This window comes from Marinobacter sp. MBR-105, from assembly GCF_053628895.1.
The window spans coordinates 205,615-223,581 of sequence record NZ_JBRJHG010000005.1; the positions used below are offsets into that span (position 1 = coordinate 205,615).

Annotated in this window: 10 protein-coding genes; 1 reads left to right on the plus strand and 9 read right to left on the minus strand. The window is 52.9% G+C overall.

Features of this window, described 5'->3' with window-relative positions; translation table 11 throughout:
- Nucleotide 1 precedes the first annotated feature (1 nt).
- The 3 genes from ACSSVV_RS08310 to ACSSVV_RS08320 form a co-directional block, all read right to left on the minus strand.
- The gene (locus tag ACSSVV_RS08310; RefSeq protein ID WP_454106050.1) at nt 2-697 is read right to left on the minus strand and encodes a hypothetical protein; all 696 of its coding nucleotides are present in this window, start codon (nt 695-697) and stop codon (nt 2-4) included.
- A 71-nt stretch (nt 698-768) separates the two neighbouring features.
- Nucleotides 769-8,886 (minus strand): helicase-related protein, encoded by an 8,118-nt coding sequence (locus ACSSVV_RS08315; RefSeq protein WP_454106051.1) that lies wholly within the window; start codon nt 8,884-8,886, stop codon nt 769-771.
- A 77-nt stretch (nt 8,887-8,963) separates the two neighbouring features.
- A complete protein-coding gene (locus ACSSVV_RS08320; RefSeq protein ID WP_454106052.1) occupies nt 8,964-10,319 on the minus strand; it encodes a hypothetical protein in 1,356 nt (451 codons plus the stop codon).
- 261 nt (nt 10,320-10,580) lie between these two features.
- On the opposite strand from ACSSVV_RS08320, the gene ACSSVV_RS08325 reads away from it, so the two are divergent.
- Complete coding sequence (locus ACSSVV_RS08325; protein WP_454106053.1) at nt 10,581-11,051, plus strand: hypothetical protein; 471 nt, start codon at nt 10,581-10,583, stop codon at nt 11,049-11,051.
- 15 nt (nt 11,052-11,066) lie between these two features.
- On the opposite strand, the gene ACSSVV_RS08330 is transcribed toward ACSSVV_RS08325, so the two are convergent.
- The 6 genes from ACSSVV_RS08330 to rdgC all read right to left on the minus strand — a co-directional run bounded on the left by ACSSVV_RS08330 (nt 11,067) and on the right by rdgC (nt 17,926).
- Nucleotides 11,067-11,639, minus strand: a complete 573-nt coding sequence (locus tag ACSSVV_RS08330; RefSeq protein WP_454106054.1) for a hypothetical protein — start codon at nt 11,637-11,639, stop codon at nt 11,067-11,069.
- A gap of 132 nt (nt 11,640-11,771) precedes the next feature.
- On the minus strand, nt 11,772-12,461 hold the full coding sequence (locus ACSSVV_RS08335; protein ID WP_454106055.1) for a hypothetical protein: 690 nt from the start codon (nt 12,459-12,461) through the stop codon (nt 11,772-11,774).
- A 432-nt stretch (nt 12,462-12,893) separates the two neighbouring features.
- On the minus strand, nt 12,894-13,235 hold the full coding sequence (locus ACSSVV_RS08340; protein ID WP_454106056.1) for a hypothetical protein: 342 nt from the start codon (nt 13,233-13,235) through the stop codon (nt 12,894-12,896).
- 33 nt (nt 13,236-13,268) lie between these two features.
- Entirely contained in the window at nt 13,269-13,661 is a 393-nt protein-coding gene (locus ACSSVV_RS08345) for a hypothetical protein (protein ID WP_454106057.1), read from the minus strand.
- Nucleotides 13,662-13,901: 240 nt separating this feature from the next.
- Nucleotides 13,902-16,988: a type IV secretion protein IcmB gene (locus tag ACSSVV_RS08350; protein ID WP_454106058.1), complete on the minus strand. Its 3,087-nt coding sequence runs from the start codon at nt 16,986-16,988 to the stop codon at nt 13,902-13,904.
- A gap of 23 nt (nt 16,989-17,011) precedes the next feature.
- Nucleotides 17,012-17,926 (minus strand): recombination-associated protein RdgC, encoded by a 915-nt coding sequence (gene rdgC / locus ACSSVV_RS08355; RefSeq protein WP_454106059.1) that lies wholly within the window; start codon nt 17,924-17,926, stop codon nt 17,012-17,014.
- Between the last annotated feature and the right edge of the window lie 41 nt (nt 17,927-17,967).

Genomic DNA, 17,967 nt, shown 5'->3' on the forward strand with positions numbered 1-17,967 from the left:
TTTACCCTTTATCTTGGATCTGGCTTTGGGCGTTGTGGGTTGCATTCATAATCTCATCAGCAAGGTTCAGCGAGATTGTTGGAGCATCATCAATGCGCTGGGCCAGGTCCTGGGGCACCTCAACCCGTGGCTGGACTTCCATGTGTTGGAGCAAACGAACAACAGGTGTAAGGTCGAGCGTTTCCGGCATGGTGTCACCTGTCATTTCGAGTTGATAGGCTCTGCTCATTTCAATTGAGGCCTCCAACCCCAGATCCAGCATGAGCAAGGTTACCGAGAGCGGTATGCCGGCCGTTTCTCGAAGCTCGGTTCGCGCATCCAACAAACCCTTCGCATAGGCCTGATTGTAAATTGCCGGCCGGTTCACCTTTTTGGCGACCTCTTGCAACAAGTCTGCGATTGATTGTTCACCGGTATGGTTTTCCAGGAACTCAAGCATAATCTTGTCCTCGAGTCCGGTCTGGAAGTTCCATTGCAGCGTGCGGCTGAAGCTGTGCGTGATGTAATCCGTCAGCACGGGAAGCAATGCGTCAGCTTTGAGTGCTCGTTGACAGGTCAACCCAACGTCAAACAGCTCCACCTGGAGTATTCCGTGCTGGCAAGCCCGCATGAACAGCGTGTTCTCAATGATTTCCATAGGGTTCTGATACCCTTTTAGGCTCATGGGGAATCCATTTACAAACGCGGTTGCGTGCATCGATTTGTGTCCTCTGTGCGGGTTGCCGGCATCCTTCCATGATACCGGCTTTTAGGGCCCAAATTCGGGGCTTACGCCATTTGTGGGCCGTCAGCTAATTCTTCATCTTCGCTGTCGACTTCGATCCCAAGTAGCTCCCGAATCTTCTCCCGATTCACGGGCGCGTTGGTTTCGTTCAGGATCAATTTTGTAAAATCAATCAACGGAGATGGGTTCATTGCTGCCCCTTCAGCCATGACATCGCCAAGCTCTTCCGACAACTCCTGGTACCGCTGGCGGACTGCTTCCAATTCTTCTGCGCGGTCAAAGGGTTTGTTCAAATCTTCCCTGGCAGCAAAAAGGCTTCGTTCGAGGTTGGTTCGGTTAAGCTCGGTGCCGGCAATACCGTTGTCGGTGCCGATTTTGTGAACCGTGTTTGCTAGTTTCCGGGCAGCTTTGTAGAGAGGGTCAACCTCCTTCTCCGCATCAACGAGCATATCCTCGATGTCCGTCTCTTTGGTCAGAGGACAGAGCCAATCTGTTTGGCCATCGTGACGCATGATCCCAAGCTGTGGCACGTTCTTCATGCGGCTGATAACGACATTCAGTCCGCCAAACGTCCCAATTGTTCTCGTTGTATAGGGGCGTACGAGATCCAGTTGACCACCGAGGGCTGCAGCCAGTCCTTTCAGTCCACCAATGTGGCAGGTGTCTCCGTCCTGCATTCCAGGCTGCGGCCCCTGAATCATCAGGTGTAACGGGCGATTGGCTTCAACAAGGGCGGCTTCCTCTTTCATCAGCTCCAGGCGAGCATCGTACGATTTGATGCGGCTCTCGTAATGAGCAATCTTGGCCGCAAGATCGGATTGCTCATCCAGGTGCGAGCTTTCCAGGCGCTTGAGCTTGTCTAGCTGCAAGCGGCTATCAATGAACTCTTTGATCTTGGGGTTACCCGTGGTGACCGCAAGGATATCCTCGTAACCCATGCTCACGTCTTCGTCCATTTCTCGCTCGCAATCTTCCGGGTTCCGCATAGCTTGTTTGATCATGGCGAGCTTCCGGTTGAGGGTTTCCCACATAAACAGGTCGAAAGAATCTTCCGTCGTGTAGATGAAGTTGAAAGCTTCCTCAAACATGTTGCCCTGACGATCAACGCGACCGAGGCGTTGTTCGATATCAGCTGGTTTCCATGGGGGGTCCAGTTGGTGCAACGCAATCAGGCGCTCTTGTACGTTGGTGCCCACGCCCATTTTGTTCGTGGAGCCCAGCAGGAACCGGACTTCTCCCGAGCGTACTTTTGCGAACAATTCTTCCTTGTCGTCATCGGTCACCGCATCGTGGATAAAGGCGATTTCGTTTTCCGGAACGCCTTGCTTGATCAGCTTTTGCTTAATGTCATCGTAAACATTGAAGATGCCTTTCCCTGTCGGCGAGGAAAAATCGCAGAAAATGAGCTGAGCTGCTTTGTCATCGTCGTATTTCCGGTACAGCTCCAGGGCCTTTGCAATGCAAAGGTTCACCTTGCTGTTTGGGTCATCCGGGAATTGCGGGTGAATTAACCGTGGGTCCAGACTGGCTTTGCGTCCATCCGTGGCAATAGACAGCAGAATGTCCTGGGAGAGTTGCTTCTCAACCTTATCTGGGTCGACGTTCCCATGTTCATCGAGGCGGGTTTTGTCATTCTCTCCGTACAGACCTTCACGAAGTACCTTGGCAATGTCCTCCGCCAACGAACTACTTCCATTCTTGCCATTGCGGACAACGCGAGCCCGGGCTTCGATGTACTTCATAAAGTTGCTCATCAGCTCAGTCTGCGGAGCAACAACGGTTTCGGTATGAATCTTCGGCGTGGGGAGATTTAGGTCTTCCCTGGTCTTAAAGTCAATGAACTCGCGAATCATCTTCACCAGCTCAGGCAAATTCTTGAACCGGCTCAGTCGAGATTTCACCTGGTAACCGCCACCCTCGGGTTTGATCTCCATGTTGTGGCGGATTTCCCCGAACAAACTCATCCAGTCATTGAAGTTATGAATGCCGGCGCCTTTAAGCAGGTCGGGGCGCATCATGCGGGTAAATGTGTAGCACTCCACAACTGAGTTGCTGATGGGGGTGCCGGTGGCCATCATGACGCCATAAGGACCATTGTGGAGATCTTGAAGGTAGCGGCATTTGACAAACATATCCCAGGCCCGAACAGACTCGCTGTTGGACACACCTGGAATAGAGCGGGCGGAGTCTACTGCAAGGTTCTTGTAATAGTGCGCTTCATCCACCCCGATAAAGTCCACGCCCATTTCTTCGAGGTTCAGAACGTCGTCTTTGTTCTCAGAAATAGCGTGATTCATTTTTTTGAGCTTGGCCTCCATGGCCTTGATCTTGCGCTCAATGTCTCGTTGGCTGGGCGAGCGTGCACCTTTCCCGTTGGCCTTTTGCTCAACCATCAGGGCGTCCCTGAGGCTGACCAGCTCATTCTCAAGCATCTGGGCCTCGAAATGAGTAGGCACACCAATACGGGAAAACGACGAGTGAGTACACACGACCAGATCCCAATCGCCCATCGCAGCCCGGGCGACAAATTCAGCGCGTCGAGACGGCGTAATATCCTCTTTATCCAGTACCAAGATGCGGGCTGAGGGGTAAATCGTCTGAGCATCTCCGGCAAACTGACGCAACATGTGGTTGGGTACCACCAACATGGGTTTTTGCCAACGATTTAGCTGCTTGCCACGAACCGCGGTACCGATAAGCTGCATGGTTTTGCCGGCGCCAACCACATGGGCGGTCAATGAGTTTTTTCCAGAGATGGCCCGCCAGATGAAGTTGTTCTGGTGTTCCCGTGGCGTCCAGTTTGGGGCCATGCCCGGATAAACCATGTGGCTTCCGTCAGGCTCCACGAGCCGCCACGTATTGAAGCGTTCGTTGTATATGTCGGCCAGGCGTCGAGCCCGCTGCGGATCTTTATAGATCCACCGGTTGAACGCATCGATCAGCTCTTCATACTTGCCTTGCGCCTTGAGCGTTTCAGCATGATTGATCTCATACCTGGGCGGATTGTCTTCAACCTTGTCCCGGATGACCGGTACCGTGTTGGTGAATGCGTTATCCAGTAACCGGAATACATGGGCGCGCTCGGTACCCCACCTGGAATGAGCTCGATGATCTTGCTCGCGGGCGATTTGATTCAGAGACTTGGATTTCAGCGGCTGAATCCGCCAGTACCGGTTTACCTCATCGAAGACTACTTCGACACCTGAGGTACCACTGGTGTCCAGCTCAAGCGCTTCACTCAGGAAGCTCTCAATCACATCCTTTGGCAGCCAGAATGCGTCCATGCCGACTTTGATCTGGCTTGGCTTCAACGGCTCTGGCAGGTGCGCCTTCAGCTCATCCAGGTTCCGCTGAAACGCCGGATCGCTGGCTGCAGCTTTTTCGGCGGCAATGATCTTGGGGCCGAGGTTGCCGGAGAGGTATTCGTCCCGGGTTTCAGGCTTGTCGGTTTCCGGGTTGACGAACACCAGCTCCTGGTCAAGTAATGCGTCCAGGACATCCTGTTCTGTTGGCTGGAATACCTCTGTCTGCAGCAGCTGCCGCATATAGGGCAGGGAAATGGTACCGGTATACGCAAGACTGATCGCCAGAGCATCGCTGGCGGTTGCAGCCTGTTTCGGAGGCTCGATCGTTGGGGAGACAACTCGTCTCTCAAAGATCGCTGTTTTGGTCGCTTCTCCGGTCTTTTCGTCGAGCGATTCAAGACCATAAAGGAAGGGCGCCCGGGTATCCTTGCGGTAGAGTTTTTCGTTCTGCTCTGAAGAAACCGGGCCATATTGCGCAACAAACTGATCATACTGCTGATTCAGTTCTTCGCGCAGTGTGACAATTCGGTTCTCCACCGTTGGGCTTTCGGGCTCCGACTGGAGAATTAGGAGCTCACGGCTGACATCCATCAGCGACAAGAGCTTGTGCATTCGGTCAATGTTCTTCTTTGCTACCTTGACCGGCTTATCAGAGGCCAGCTTGTCGCCATAGGCGTTCACAACCAGCGTATGGAACGCCTGCTTGTCTTCGTCAAAGTAAATTGCCCCGGGAATCAGGTCGTCCAGTGAGCCCCCGGTTTTAGCGGCCTTCTGCGTTTCTCGAATGCGATCAAGATCTGCGTCCAGGTTTATTTCAGCGACCGGTAGGTTAATGTTTTTGGGAAGGGCCTCTTTGATCACTCGACTGAGTTTTGCTTCCAGCTCCGGGATGCTGTCGTTGCCCAGCACTCGCAGGGCGGGTCCGTGTTGCGTGGTCACGACACCGAGGTTGCCGAGAACATGCTCTGGGTGATCAATGAAATATTGATTCATGGATAGGGCGGAGACAGTTTCACCTGGCTGGATGATACGTCCATTGATTTCAACTGCGGATGCAGTCACCAGAGGTGCCTCAATATCGCCTGTTTCCCGGATATCGATGGGGCTGTAGTTTGGCGTGAAGTTGCCTTTTTTCTGCAGGAAGATGATGTCGGTCATCACTTCGGTCTGCGTGTTTGCGGAGAAGGTGCCCGTTGGTAGGCGGAAAGCGCCAATAACATGCGCTTCGTCCATGATTGCCTGGCGAACATCAGTGTCCTGTGCATCCATGGTGTAGGCGGAAGTCACGAACGCCGAAACGCCACCCGGCTTCAGTTTCTGAAGGCTCTTCAGGAAGAAGTAATTGTGAATTCGATAGTTCCAGGACGGATTTTCACGGTCAAAGACCGGGTATTCGCCAAACGGCACATTGGAGATAGCCACATCAAAGAAGTTGTCGGCGATTGGGGCTTCTTCAAAGCCCACGGTATGCACCTTGGCGTCCGAGTGCACAGCCTGAGCGATGCGAGCGGTGATAGGATCCAGCTCTACACCGGTAAACACAGATTCATGAGTCAGGGCCTCGGGAGCATGGCCCTTGAAGTTCAGGATGCCACAAGAGGGCTCCAGAACTCGCCGTCTTGGCACGCCAAGCTGAGCGATACCTTCCCACATAGGGCGAATTACCCCGGAGTGAGTGAAGTGTGCATTCAGGATGGTACCCGTCAGCAGCCGATGTTCCGTTGTGGTGAGTTTGCCCTTGCTCAACCAGTCATTGATTTGGTCGCGCGCCCGAATCACATAGTCCGGTTGTTGCTGGCCACCCCAATAGCCCGCAAAGAGGTTTGGATGAATGCTGCCCCAGCCGGAATACTCCGCCAGCACCGCTTTTTCTTCATCAGTAGCATCGCGCTCCTGCTCGTTCAACTCGAACAGGAGGCGCATGGCATCGAGGTTGTCTTCTACACGGCGGGCACGGGACTTGCCTTGATGGTCATGCCCCTGGGGATAGGTAAAGCGGTTCAGGGCAGGGGGTTGCTGCTCTCCAGTCGGGACTGAAGTTCGCCCATCATTCGTTCCATCGCCGTCGCTTGCGCCTGGGTTGCCCTCTGGATCGCCAGCATCGGGTTGTTCTCCTGGCGCACCGGATCCACCCACTTCTGATTGAGTAGTGTCAGCTCCCGCTCGTACCGCAGTTCGATCTCCTGATTCAGCCGTTCCAGCTTCTTCAGCAGTCGATTGAACTGGATCTTGTGGGGATGCTCCGGATGCTGGATCAGCTTGATCACGGACTTCGGATGATCCTCCAGCAGACCCTCCAACATCGCCATCGCGAACTGACCCAGTCCCACCGATGCGAACGCCTGCCTGGTCATCTGCAGCAGCAGATCCTGAGTTGACCGATCCAGCTTCGTTACCGGTACCGGTGAATTGTTCTCGGGGGTTGTCGGCTCTTCGGTCCGATCCATCAGATCCGCGAACTCCGCCAGCGACGCCAGCAGTCGTTGCCGGGCCGGTGTATTGTCCGGTTCGGCCATTGCCTTCGCCAGCGCTTTCCGATCCGGCAGGATCGGCATGTTGGCGGCCATCCAATCCGGGCTGTCCATCTCCTGATTCCAGAAGTGTTCGATCATCGTCATCGTTTGATGGGATGAAGTCTGAGGCATTGTCGCCATGGCTTGGCCCTCCGGCGTGCTGATCATTGTCCGATGTCAGCGTACCACGGTTTCCACCCTCATTTTCCTGGTTGAACACACTTCCATCTTGTACGACCTCTTGCTGGCGGATAAAGAATGCGGGGTCGGCCGGCGCGTATTCCAGGTCAATATCGAGACGTGTGGCTACGGTATCCAGAGCTAATGTCGTCGTCGCATGGTTAACGGGCGTGGCAGCGGCCAGTTCGCGGACTCGATTACTCAGTTTCTGTAAGGCCGGCGCATTGTCCGCGTAGGTGGTGCGCTGGATGTTCAGCAACTGGAGTGCGGCAGGATAGTTTCGTTCACCGGTAACCTGACTAATGGCGGTTGCCAGCTCCGGATACGTCAGTGCCATTTGTGAAATTTGGCTCCGCGTGTCCGCATCCAGCTCGTTAAATCCATTCTCTATCAGAGACAGGTACTGGCCGGCCTGAATGTCCTGCTTCGTCAATGTCAGCTGATCGTAGTCGGTCTGGTACTGGAGCGTGTCGGAGTCACCGCTCAAGGCTCCGGCGTCATTGATCCTCGCCGCCAGTTCGGCAAGTTCGTCATCGATCTCTTTCAACGCATAGGCAATGAGATCATTGGAGACGACACGGACACGGCGGACAGAAGCTGAAGCGTCCGCCTCTGCATTGTCGGCCGTAACAACTCCCGGCTTCGTTTGTTCACCGTTGAGAACATCGTTGATGTGCTTCATCTCGAGGCGAACCGCGGCCTTGTTAGTGTCAGGATCCCGGAGACTTTGAAGCAGGGAGCGTTTGCGAGACTGCAGGACTTCCACCGGCATATCCTTCAAGTAGCCCAGATACTGGTCGAAGGCGACCTCGAACAGCCGATCGGCAGCTTCAAGCGTGCGTGCCCGTTGCTCCAGTGAGGACGGAATCAGGCGGCCGTATCGGTACAGTCCAAGGGTTTCGGGTGAGTCCTGACGAATCTCATAGCCTGGGGGCAGGCCCTGGTTCAGTTCAACCAGATGATCGGCCAGTAATTCGGGATCTTCACCCTCGTCTTCGAGGGCTTCCTGAGAGGGAATCGCCGGTACCGGCAGTCGTTGTTCCTTCCAATAACGCATCAGCGTCTCATCAGGCTCGTAAACCGCTTCTTCAGTCAAGCTATTGTCGACATTCAGCTTAAAGTGACGCGCCAGCAAGCTTTCTGGTGCGCCGGCTGTCAAACGACCGGTATCCAACGCAATGAGATGAAGCGGAGAGTGGCCGCCATTACGGTTCATCTGCTTCTTGCAGGCCAGCACCGGCCGTTCAACGCCGTCCAGCTCCACGGTCAGCCCGCGCCACGTCTTCATCTGATAACCATCAAGGCGGGAAAAGGCGGAACGAATCCCCATTGCCGCCCGCTCTTGTCTTGACGAATCGCCCTCTTGTACGTTCCCCCGGCCAGTGTCCCCTTGGCCCAGATCCGCATCCACCGTGTTCATCGCAAATACAGCGATAGCCAATTTGTCACTGTTCAGCGGTCCTCGAATATCCAAGGTTTCCTGATCCCGCCGATCGAGGGTGGCGACAATCTCTCTGAGCTCACCTTTTGAAAGCCCTTTGAGGGATGCCTCAAAATCAAATAAGGCCTGCTCACGCAAATCACTGGCTTTCTCTTTCAATTCAATCAGGCGATTTTCCAGGCGTGCATCGGTCACCATCCCTTGTTGATCAAGGGCGGCCTGTACCTGGTTGATGTCTTCCCGAAGACTGATGAGGGCTCGTTCAGCATCATCCAGGTCAACCGGACGTACCGTATCGGACACCTGTTGTTTAGTGTTCTGACTGTCCTTCAAAGCAGCTTGAGCAGCCGTATACTGAAGGTATCGAGGCAGGTTAATGAAGTGGACCGGTACTGCTTGCTGCAAGCGAGCTTCCGGAAAGCCTTTTTTAATGGTTGACCAGATCCCTTTGAAGGTGGACAACCCGGAACCGGTCAGAATCCAATATTTGTCTTTATAAAGGGTACCCTTAACCGGATGTTCTGGCGTTCCGGTCATGGACTTGAGGCTGCCGGCATATTCAGCCAGGCGATTCCGAGTAGTTTGGAGTTCCTCATCCGGTATCAGGGGCGCCAGCATCACCATATGACGGTTCTTGCCATCTTTGGTATGCAGCACACGAAAACCGTGCTGGGACAGGTCAATCCAGGGGCGGGTTACTACGGAATCGTTTGAGGCAGCCATGTAATTCTCTCTGTAAATCGGGCAGGGTACTTCTGACGCAGAAAAGCCCGGGGTTCACCCCCGGGCCTGGTTGCCGGTTATGCCGGTGTTGCGCCCAGCTGACGCTCGATGTCGTCCATATCAAAGTCCAGGTCATCCATACCTTCGCTTTGGTCGAGCAGCATATCCAGCTCTGCGTCGGTTGGCATGGGAGGTTCTTCCGGCTGACCCGAGGCGGCAGCTGGGGCCGGCTTGGCTGCCGGGGCAGCCGCTGGAGAAGCTGCTGAGGCTTCCTGAGCCGGAGCTTTCGCCGCCGCGGCAGCAGCCGGTGCGGCTTGGGTGGTTACCGTTTGTGTCTGGTTGTTGGCGTAGAACGGGTTCGGAGTAATATCACGGCCGGCGTTCGGGGATGCAGTCACACCCGGCACGCGACCCAGAGTCACCAGGTTTGCGTTATTGGAGTTTTCCTTCTGTGGAATCTCATAGGAAATCAATGCCAACGCATACTCTTGGCCACCGGGAATCAGGTCAGGTTCCGCTTTACCTTCAACGGGCTTCGAGAACATTCGGCAGGTCTCTCTCGCCATCTCACGAACGCGACCTTCCACCGGATTACCAGCCTCATCCAGCACGCTACCAAATACTTTCATGCGGTAACCCGGCAGAGCCTCAATAACGCTGCCTTTCATCGCCTCTTCGTTCTTCAACAGCATTTGAATGCCATCAAGTTCTGGAAGGACGGCCATTTGTTCTTCTTTGGTTCGCGGCCGGTACTTGTTTTCCGCTTCTTCGATCACACTCGGGATGGTGATTTCGATAACCTCAGCCGAATCTGGTGCACGCAACAGCAACAAAGCTGCTGTCTTTTCGGGCGCAGCATCGATCGCTTTGCTGGCAACCGCGGTCAGCTGGTCCAGCAATTTACCGTCTCCTGGAATCACCTCAACTGCCTGAGCCGCTTTCGGAATCACGTTTACAGAACCTCGTTGAATCTGCCCGTTATTCCGCACCTTATAGGTAATGGGTTCGCCATTGCTCATATGGGGAACGACCTTGACCCAGGCTTCATCGAATCCAATCTTGTACGTCACGTTCCGATCATCCATACGTGTCATGGATGCATCCTGCGCGATTCGCTGCATGTGACGACACACGTAGTCATCACCTTTCTTAATGAAGCGGTCCAGGCGAATCAGTCCACCCACTTCGGTGTGAACGGTATTGCTCTTGTTGGCAAAGTGGTTCACGCCTCGAAGTTTGCCGCTCGGATCATTAATGAAGACCCGAACCTGCTTGGGATTGCCGGCGTCATCTTTGTTGAGCAGATCCTCGGCAACAATGAAGGATTTACCCGGAACGTCGGAATTCAGCTCATACCCCTTGACTTTCACAACGGTGGTCTGCGGTTTGCGCAGCGCTGCCATATCTTTTTTGACTTGCTCGAACAGGCTCATGGGATTTCCTCTTTCGTGTTAACGTTGACCATGTGTGAACACAATAGACAATGTGATAACTAAGGGGAAGCCTGTGCAAACTGAAGGGAATGCCCCCATGTTCGAGGTATCGAACAACCGTGAACAGCAAGTAAACCGTGGGTTATCGCGTGGTACGCTTATATCAAGGGCTGGCGGACTGAAACGGTATTCAGGAAGACCAAAATATGAGACTCGGGCAACCTGTATAGGTGTTCAGTTTTCCGTACTTTCGAGGCAAGCATGAGCAATATAACACTGGATTCCCAGGACAAGACAAAGCAACCTTCAACCAAAGCGCTGGCATTCGGTGCACGACTAAGTGGCGCCCTTATTCATGCCAGGTTGTCCCCAGCAGGTTTATATCGCCGACTCAACAAGGAATACCCAATAAAGGTTTCGCGAACCTCCGTTTACGATGCCGTTAACGGTAGGGTAGAGCAACCCCGATTTGTTCATGAGGCAGCTGAAATCACCGGAGTGAACCTACAATGGCTCAAAACCGGACGCGGAATGATGGTGGATATGACAGGACGGCTGAGCAAAAAGGAAACGGCTGTCCGGGATGTCAAACGTCTTTTGCGACAACACGTTATTCCGGACAACCGAAGTGATTTGATCAGGCTTTCTGATCAGTTTCTGGTCTTCCTTGAATCTCATTCAGACAACAAGGATCGCATTCAAATGCTTGCTCTATTGTTGAGCGATGCCTAAATGACCTGAAAGCTCTTAACAGCCGGGATAAAGGGCATATTCGCCACGTTCATCCCGAATCTTTACGTAATGCGCGCCATGTGGAGGATTCCGATAGCCCGTTGTACGATTGCAGCTTGCTAGTGATTCTGAGGTCTTTCGTCCATCCACATAGATCTGAAGAATCATTGCAATCTTATGAATCCAACGATCGTCGTCTGTTCCGCTCTCATCAATCCAGAAATAGAGTTCTTTCTTTACAGATTTCGAGGTTACATTCCCCCCAGTGGACGATACCGCCAACTTTTGCTCCAACGAAGCAATCTTTCCCTGATTAAGCTGGGTGGCTTGCATTGCCTGCTGAGCGCTAATGTTGACAGCATTAGCTGCCGAGGCGCCAACATCCATCGTTGAGTTGGTCACCGATACCGTACCATTTACGGACGGCTTAACGCTCTTTGGAGCAGTCTGACCCACAGAATTGAACAACGCCTGCTCTATTCGGGCTTTCGTGTCAGCTTCTGTGGTAAAGCGGCTATCCGCGAATGCGGAGGGGAGGATGGCCACGCTGACGAGCAGGGTGGCCAGGGCGATCGTTCTTTTGGGCATCTTGGGTCTCCGGGTAGTTAAGATGCCTTGATTATCGCATTGTATAACTTCTGGAATGTTTCAGTCTGGTGAATTTTACTTTGCATGTACCTCAAACACGAAATTGAGGGTGGCGGCTGCTCTTCACCATTTCTATTTGCATACAGCTCCGAGACCTGTTGTCGTATGCTTAAATCCTTTTTTCTGATACAGCCATTTTGAATCGTCCTTATAGTAGGTACGCAAATTGGTCTTTGTGTAATAGGTACGCTGGAGATCCGAGGTAATCTCTTTCGAACCTTGATATGTAACCTTATAGACACCCATCAAATCCCCGGTGCATACGTAACTTTTCTTGGGATAAAGGTTCACATAACCACATGGGCCGCCGTTCTTACCGCCACAACTATACGTTTGGACCCAGTCCACAATTACGAATTGTTTGTTCGTATACATGTTTTCCGAACGAATCTTGCGATTCTCGGTTTTGACCGTGATCTCCCCGGCGCCCGCGTTTGCGAGCTTTCTCTCTAAGTCAGCAATTTTAGCATCAGCTTGAGCCTTCACTTGCTGGGCGGTGATGCTAACCACGTCTGTCGCTCCGCCTGCAGCATCCGTCACTGAATTCACGGTATTCATAGCCTGGTTCCCCGTTGGCCTTACGCTTTCTGGGGTGTCAGCTCCAACCTGGTTAAACAGGACATCCTTGGTTCGCACAGCCTGCTGTTCTACCTCTGTGGTGAACTGGTCTCCCGCATTTACGGTGCCCAAACCAGTCATCAAGGCAACCACAAAGGTGCCCGTTGTAAGGGCTACCTTGTTGAAAGGATTACCAAATTTCATATTACAGCTCCTTGAAATAACGCGTTATCGCATCGTATATGCTTAACCATAGTCATAAAACTGTCAACTTGTTTTGGTAAGGCAGAGGGGTTGCGGGCTAGAGCCCATATCTCTTTTATGGGGGAACGTACACTGTGGGTGTTAGGAACGCGCGGCCCTGCTCTGTAGCGAGAGGGGAAATCGTGTACTGGTGTAGGTCATTCCACGGTAATGCTCAGCCGAGTTCGGCGACAGCCTCATGCGGGCCTTTGGCCCTTGCCGCGGCCTGCGGCCTTTCTTCACGGCCAGGCAAAGCCTGACCGTTCAGTGCTCCAGCTCTGCCATGGGCAGAACCGGAGCTGGCGGATTGTCAGGAAGTGCAGAAAGTGAAACTACAGCCGAAAAAAAAAGAGAGCAGGGCTCTCTTTTAAATCAGGCTGTTGGCTTGCTCAGTCAGTTGGTCGGGCCGATAGGCTTGTCATCCTCAGTCGCCTGCAGCTGACCATCAATCACCGCAAGGTGATCCCGTGCCTGGCTCAGCAGCTCTCGCGGGCCGCCCGATGCGCTCTGATAGTTGCGCAGAACCTCCGCCAGCGAGAGCCGGCGATCGGCGGCGCCATTATTCAGTGCCGAATCAATCGCGCTTTGTGAGAGCCCATACTGCTCGACCAGGTTAGCGGTCCCATCATTGGTAATGGATACCGCACCGGACTTTGGGCCATGAATGCTGAGCACATAACCTTCTGCAGCCAGCTTCTCAAAATATCCCTCTCGGGAGGAATCAATGGGGGTCATAGATGGCTCTCTTTCTAATAGTCTCGACCTGAATCACGCCCGCATTTCCATCGCGGCGGCCATCATATCCTTCTCTGTCTCAAAGAAAGTGAGCGGGACATCAAACCGCTCAGGATAGCCGCTGGCAAGCTTGTCACCCTCAAGGTAGCAAACCTTGACGTTATTACAGGTGGCCAGATAGTCACGGAGCATTTGCTCTTCCTCTGGGGTCGCAAGCTTCAGCGTCAGTGCGAACTCTTCACCCGATTCAGACGCCAGAACGATCTCAACGGTTCCCTTCTTCAGCTGACTTCCCACAAAGCACGCTTCCGCCAGCTGTTCGTCAGGCTCAGTTAGAGGCTGAACGTTAAAAATAATGTCCTCAATGCGATTACTGTCTCGGTTCGCAGCGAGTTTGGTTCCTATTACACAATCCACAATCAACATGCGGTTTTATACTCCAGAACAGCGCAGTCTTCATGCTGCTATTTTTTGGGTAAAGCGTGCCGAACGCTCCAGTCAACTTCCTTTGCTCTATACGCCCATCAGGATGATTCGTGTATGCCGTATTTTTAATGGCGCCAATATACTCCATTAGCCGCCAATTTTTTGTTGATCTTGCGACACAAGCCGCAATATTTTGCAATCGTTTGCAAATTACAACTTGTAAAACCTGGCGATTTTAAATTAAGGAGTGAACGCCTGTTCACTGCATTCATCCGCGAAGGCTTTGATGAGGTCTTCGTTGACATCATCATCCCGATCCAACTCATCAGCCTGCACAGCTTCCAACTCCTTCTTTATGCTGCCTCCTGGAAAGCGTTTGGCCAGGCGCATCAAGGCTTCCCCTTTGGGGAAACGCTCGTACATGATTGCCCGAATCGAACGGTCTACCGCTTCGGTTGCAATCAGCCAGAGGTAAATAGGGCCTTCCGTCAGAAGAACGTGATGCACCTGGTTACCTTCCCGCGTCCGGAACACAAACAAGGCTTCGGCGCCTTTCTGTGTTGGCGGCCGGATCTTGTTCAGAACACCCATCTGGGTATCCGTCAGAGAAAACCGGGTCTTCACCATTTTGATCTCGGCTTCGTCCATGTTGCCAGCACCGAGCATCACGATGGTCGTCGCCAGTTTGATGCTTTGTTCAGTGTGGTGTTCAAACAGCTGGCTGGCCACCTGGATGTCAATGAAGTTCTTCCGGCCTTCAGCGATCAGCGAGTCTACCTGCTGCTGTGCAGCCCGAATATTTGCGAATCGCTGTCGCTCATCCATCGAGAACCGCTTACGAGCTGTCTCCAGGTTCTTGACCCGTCGAGCGTGATACTTGTAGAAGCGCTTCGGGATGTACTTCAGATAATCGCGATGGAAGAAGAAATCTTTGGTAAGCATATCGTAGCCGATGAAAAAGGCGATTGATGCTTGCCAAAAAGCGCGATCGGTTTGTTCCCGGGGCACAAGATCTTCCATGTCCAGGGCAATCACCCGGGCTTCGCCAAGCTCAAAGCGAGTTTCACCCTGCATAATGGGATAAAGCTCCATAGCCTCCCGAATGGATCGGATAAATAGGTCGATCAACGACACCCCGTTAACCATATCCGGGTAGTCACTACGGATCTCATCTGTCGCTGCTACACCGATCAAATCGCCAAGCACAGGCATCGCCTTACGGTGAGCGATAAGTGCCGCGCGCACTTCGCCGGCATCAAATAATGCGTCTCGGATTTCATGCCAGCTTGTCAGCTCGTCAAATTCGATACCGTGTTGATCGATTTTCTGGTCGACGAGACTGTTTCCCCCCACGTAGTAAAGGCGGGCACGGTCACCACCGTTCGCTCTGGATGCATAATCCTTGTAAAGCTTTTTGACCAACACGGAGACGAGCCCGGGCAGGCGCGCCGCGGTGCTGGCGTCTGCTTCCATGGAATAGCAAATGGTGGAAATGAAATTCACCAGAAAGTTTGCGTGGTTCGGTAAGGGGAACTCACACCCAAGCTGCGTATCGAATACGTTGACTTGGTAATCCTTCGCATTCTGGATACGGATGTACTGCGCAATATACTCTTCACCCGGGCGCAACGAAGCCTGAACGAGATCGACGATTGAGCGCGACGACGGGCCAATGTCCATGCAGCGCAGGTAGGGAATTTCGGGCTCCGGACTGGGATTCAGCAGATACATCAAGTTAAGCGTGTTCAGCGTGGTGGATTTAGAAAAGCCCATAGGGCCGACCACCAAGGTTACCCAGGCATTCTGTTTTGAGCTGGTCTGCTGATAGTGAATATACCGGCCGTCATCAGAGCGCAGAAGTACATTTCCATCGGACTGTGTCCACGAAGTGGTTGGACGGAAGAGGGGGGACATGCCGACAGCATGCGCCATCGGCGGAGCCATCACGCCACCCAGCGGCCGATCAAACATGGCTGCTTGCGTGGCCATTACACCCTCAAGAGGCGCGTTAAAGGTGTCGGTCGTTTGGCACCCGCCCCATGCCTGGAGAGAACGATTAAGCTTTGAGGCCCGGTCATTGATCTCATTAAGATCATAGATGACTTCGTTCTTCTTCTGATTGTAGGCACTTCGCAGCGGGGCCCAGGTGCATGCCGTAACGTACATCGCTGGCACACACCCTTCCGCCTTATCCTCGTAGTCTTTCAGTCCGTTATACGCATTCTTGATCTGGTTGTTGGCGTTACTGGTCCAGAAGAATACTTTGGCCAACATACTGTTGAGAAATCCAAAGGCAGTACCGCCAGCCTTCAAGCCAAAACTTATCCTGAAGGGTAATCGAAGGTCCGATGCCTGCTGAATCAAACGATCAAACGTTTCCGGATCCTTTGGACCAATTGAAAGGGCTACCGGGTAGTAAACCCGATTACCCAGGATGGCATACCGCAGGCCCACGGTTTGAGGGGTCCGACTGAAGATCTGATCTCCGAGAGCCGGCGGCATTACTGAATCAAACAGGTGAGGCTTTTGTTCCTTAGGACTTACGGGTACCCGAATGTCCTGGAATACGTCTGCTGCAATTCTGGGCTCCCACTGAGGATGGGTTTCCGGTTCAACTGCCCGCTTAACTTCTCTCAGGTATGCTTTGACCGAAATCAGCTCCATCAACAGTCCCACATCCTTCAGGGAGGTGAGCCGTTTCATGGAGCTAATGAAGGTATGCACCATGGTTCGGTGCTTCGTCCGCAACATGGGATAGGCAAAATCATTCAGCATCGCTTCTGCGGTTTCAGGCCAGGTTCGCATGGCTTCTGATCGGGCCTTAACCTCACTCTTGCGGTCGCTTTTGTGAATGCCGGCCGGGGTAGTAATCAGCGCCAGGTAGCAATTCTCAACCTGACAGTATTCCGCCATTTTCTGTGCTTTTTCTTCAAACACAGCGTCCATGAGGCTGCCAAGGCGTAACCGGTGGGCGGTTTTTCGGGTTGGGCCCAGCGCTCTCTTGGCGTAGTCGTAGGCAGCATCGGGGTCAAACTCGAAAGAGATATTGATCGAGTGTTCCCCCCCGGTCAGCATGCCTTTGCCCATAACTTCAGAAATCTCTGTGATCGCAGATTGCAATTCTTCGGCATACATAGTCGATGTAATGCCCCGCACGCGGATCACAGAAATCAACGAACCATCCTTTGTGACGAACGTATGATCGTCATCCGTCGTAAACAGGTCCAGCATTTCTTTGGGGTTAGTTTTGAATACTGCGCCATGGGCATAGGCGAGAATCGCGTCCAGATTATCAACGATTCTGTCAACAAATCGCGTAGTGCTCACAGGGATTCCTTTTCTTCAAAATGTCAGGCGCCGGACGATTGTGTATCGTCGTCAGCGCTTAATAGGGGGGCGATCTTTCCTATGATTTGTCTGAGCTCGGCTAATGTGTAGTAGAGCTCCGCATCAAACAGATCTGCTCGGTTATTCGAGTCAGTCGGTTCAGGCTTAACGAGCGGCTTGATACTCTTGATTGTGCCGTCTTCGTGAAGCTTGAAGTTCACTGTATCGTTGTTGCACAGGGCCAGCTCGACAACGGAGCGATGCGCCAGGAGTGCGAGTATGTCCTGATCGGTGAGGTCTTCAAACTTAACCGTAACGGAAGCCTTCTCTTCAGCTTCGTCTACCAACTTCGCATCAGTGCCAAGGGCCCAATTGTCAGGGAGCGTGCCTTCATCAAGCACCCAGGATTTCATAAAGGGGGCAAGTGAGCCGTCGGCCGATAGTGGCGTTACCGGGAAGGAGCCCAGAACCTTACGCAGTAGGGATAGCGGCGCCTCGGCTTTCTTATTGGATGCTTGGTCAACCCATACCTGGTGTCGATCAAAATCGATGATCACCTGCAGGAATGACTCCTTCTGGTAGGCTTTGACGATCAATTCCGCTTTTACCTGTTCTTTGAGCTCCTTCTTTTCCTTCTTTCTTACCGGCTCTCCACGATCTTTCTCAATCTTCCGGACTCGCTTACCAAGCTCCTTGTTGATCACCGAATTGGGACATATCCGCTGAGAAAGGCACAGCCGAAGATAGAATACCCGCTCGTTTTCAACCGGTAACACTCGCAGACGAGATCCGGTGAAAACGTAGTCAAACCCGAGATACTCCATCTCAAGATTCTGGCACTCCCGGGCCGGCTTCTTGGCCACCGCTTCTTCAAGATCGCTAAGCGAGAGCGAAAACTCGGGTTTAAGCTTGTAGACGCGGACATTTTTGAAAAGCATTCATGCATCCTCTAATGATCACATCGGTTATACGATATGAA

Excerpts from the sequence above, each read along its gene's own strand:
- ACSSVV_RS08310 (WP_454106050.1), bottom strand. The coding sequence starts at position 697 with ATGCACGCAACCGCGTTTGTAAATGGATTCCCCATGAGCCTAAAAGGG.
- ACSSVV_RS08315 (WP_454106051.1), bottom strand. The coding sequence starts at position 8,886 with ATGGCTGCCTCAAACGATTCCGTAGTAACCCGCCCCTGGATTGACCTG.
- ACSSVV_RS08320 (WP_454106052.1), bottom strand. The coding sequence starts at position 10,319 with ATGAGCCTGTTCGAGCAAGTCAAAAAAGATATGGCAGCGCTGCGCAAA.
- ACSSVV_RS08325 (WP_454106053.1), top strand. The coding sequence starts at position 10,581 with ATGAGCAATATAACACTGGATTCCCAGGACAAGACAAAGCAACCTTCA.
- ACSSVV_RS08330 (WP_454106054.1), bottom strand. The coding sequence starts at position 11,639 with ATGCCCAAAAGAACGATCGCCCTGGCCACCCTGCTCGTCAGCGTGGCC.
- ACSSVV_RS08335 (WP_454106055.1), bottom strand. The coding sequence starts at position 12,461 with ATGAAATTTGGTAATCCTTTCAACAAGGTAGCCCTTACAACGGGCACC.
- ACSSVV_RS08340 (WP_454106056.1), bottom strand. The coding sequence starts at position 13,235 with ATGACCCCCATTGATTCCTCCCGAGAGGGATATTTTGAGAAGCTGGCT.
- ACSSVV_RS08345 (WP_454106057.1), bottom strand. The coding sequence starts at position 13,661 with ATGTTGATTGTGGATTGTGTAATAGGAACCAAACTCGCTGCGAACCGA.
- rdgC (WP_454106059.1), bottom strand. The coding sequence starts at position 17,926 with ATGCTTTTCAAAAATGTCCGCGTCTACAAGCTTAAACCCGAGTTTTCG.